The following is a 1,971-nucleotide window of genomic DNA, read 5'->3' on the forward strand; positions in this document are numbered from 1 at the left end:
CCGCCGCTCCGGCGGCGTCCGCGCGCCCGACGGCGCGGGCGCTTCCCGACGCGCTCGAGCGCGCCGCACGGCGCTTCGGCGTCGACCCCGCGCACGTCGTCGTCTCGGTGGTGCCCCTCGACGCCCCCGCGGCGCCGGTGCTTTCCTGGCGCGACGCCGTTCCCAAAGAGCCCGCCTCGACGGCGAAGCTCGTGACGACGCTCGCCGGCCTCGAGGTGCTCGGCGCCCACTGGCGCTGGCGCACGGACTTCTACTCGCGCGTGAAGCCCGACGCCCGGGGCGTCCTCAAGGGGGCGCTCTACGTCCGCGGCAGCGGCGACCCGACCTTCGTGGTCGAGGCCTTCGAGCTCGAGCTCGAGCGCCTCGCGCAGCTGGGCGTGAAGCGCATCGACGGCGACGTCGTCCTCGACCGCTCGGCCTTCACGATTCCGGCCGCGGACCCCGGCGCCTTCGACGGGCGCGCGACGCGCCCCTACAACCTGCCGCCCGACCCGGTGCTCGTCAACTACCGCAACCTCTCCTTCGAGATGGTTCCGGCCCCGGAGGCGGGCGTCGCGCGCGTGGTCGCGGTCCCGAAGCTCGCGGGGGTTGCGTACCCGAAGACCATCCGTCTCGGGCGCGGCCCCTGCGGGGACTGGAAGACCGCGATCGGCTTCAAGCTCCTCGAAGGCAAGGACGGCGGCAGAAAGGCGGTCTTCACGGGAAGACTCCCGGCCGCCTGCGGCCCGAAGACCTTCAACACGATCGCGATGGGGGCCGACGAATACTTCGAGCGTCTCTTTCGCGCCTACTGGGAGCGCGACGGGCGCACCTGGCGCGGCCGCGTGAAGACCGGCCCCGTCCCGGTGGACGCCGAGCGCCTTGCGAGCCACTTCTCGCGCACGCTCGCCGAAACCACCGCCCTCACGAACAAGTGGTCGAACAACACCATGGCGCGCACGATCCTCCTCACGCTCGGCGTGAAGCGTGTGCACGAGGCCTGGGAGGAGGCGCGTGAGAAGGCGGCTTCGAAGACCGCCCGAAAGGCGGAGAAGAAGGGGCTCGAATTTCCGCCCGCGGCGACGATCGAGGACGGCCGCGCGGCGCTCGCCGACTGGCTCGTCTCGCGCGGGCTCCCCGTGGAGGAGCTCAAGATCGACAACGGCTCGGGGCTCTCGCGCGACGCGCGCGTCACGGGCCGGGCGATGACGAAGCTCCTCGTCGCCGGTTGGCAGGGCCCCTACATGCCCGAATACCTCGCCTCGCTCCCGATCACGGGGCGCGACGGCACGATGGCGCGCCGCAAGGTGGCCGAGGAGCGCGGGCGCATCAAGACGGGGTATCTCGCCGACGTGAGGAGCATCGGCGGCTACGTTCAGGCCGCGTCGGGGAGGCGCTACGCGGTCTATGCGGGCGTTGACGGCGAGCGGAGCGTCCCGGGCGGGATCGCCTTCCTCAACGCCCTGATCGACTGGGTGTACGCGCTCGAATAAGGCGGCGCGGGAGCGCGAAGCCGGAAGGACGAAGGGCGGCCGGGAGCACTTCTCCTGCCGCCCGTTCTGCGTTCAGGAGGGGCACATTTCGCGCTAGTTGTCAATGGGAATGCTTGAGACAGCAATAGATCTAGCCGTCCATTTTTGCAATGGAAGCTATGCAACACCCGTAGGTAATCGGGTTTCTCACAGTCCCTTCGTGTAGGTTCTTGGCGCAGAGGAGAAGTCAGGCAACGGCGGTATCCTGGAAGTCGGGTAATGGTGGCATAAAACGCCGTTCCCTGACTAATGCAATCTCGATTTACTTGAAAAATAGAGATTTTTTGAGGGCTTCGTGCATACATGTGGGTAGGCGTCGCCACGATGTGGGGCTGAACCCCCTGATGCAGAAGGAATTTGCGCATCCTATGCCCTGCGGGCGAATCCTGCAACGTTGATTTCTCCGAGCTTATCCACCCCTCGAATTCGGATTACGTCGTTGCGCGGTAGTCCGAGGCTG

Annotated in this window: 1 protein-coding gene; it reads left to right on the forward strand. The window is 67.8% G+C overall.

Annotation, left to right across the window (positions count from 1 at the left end; all coding sequences use genetic code 11):
• Nucleotides 1–1,472 (forward strand): D-alanyl-D-alanine carboxypeptidase/D-alanyl-D-alanine-endopeptidase (locus ACT6Y9_RS10685; protein ID WP_443744515.1); only part of this gene is annotated, 1,472 nt, incomplete at its 5' end.
• Nucleotides 1,473–1,971: the final 499 nt, after the last annotated feature.

Origin of the sequence: Sutterella sp., from assembly GCF_052272535.1 — a bacterium.
Classification (GTDB): Bacteria; Pseudomonadota; Gammaproteobacteria; order Burkholderiales; family Burkholderiaceae_F; genus Sutterella.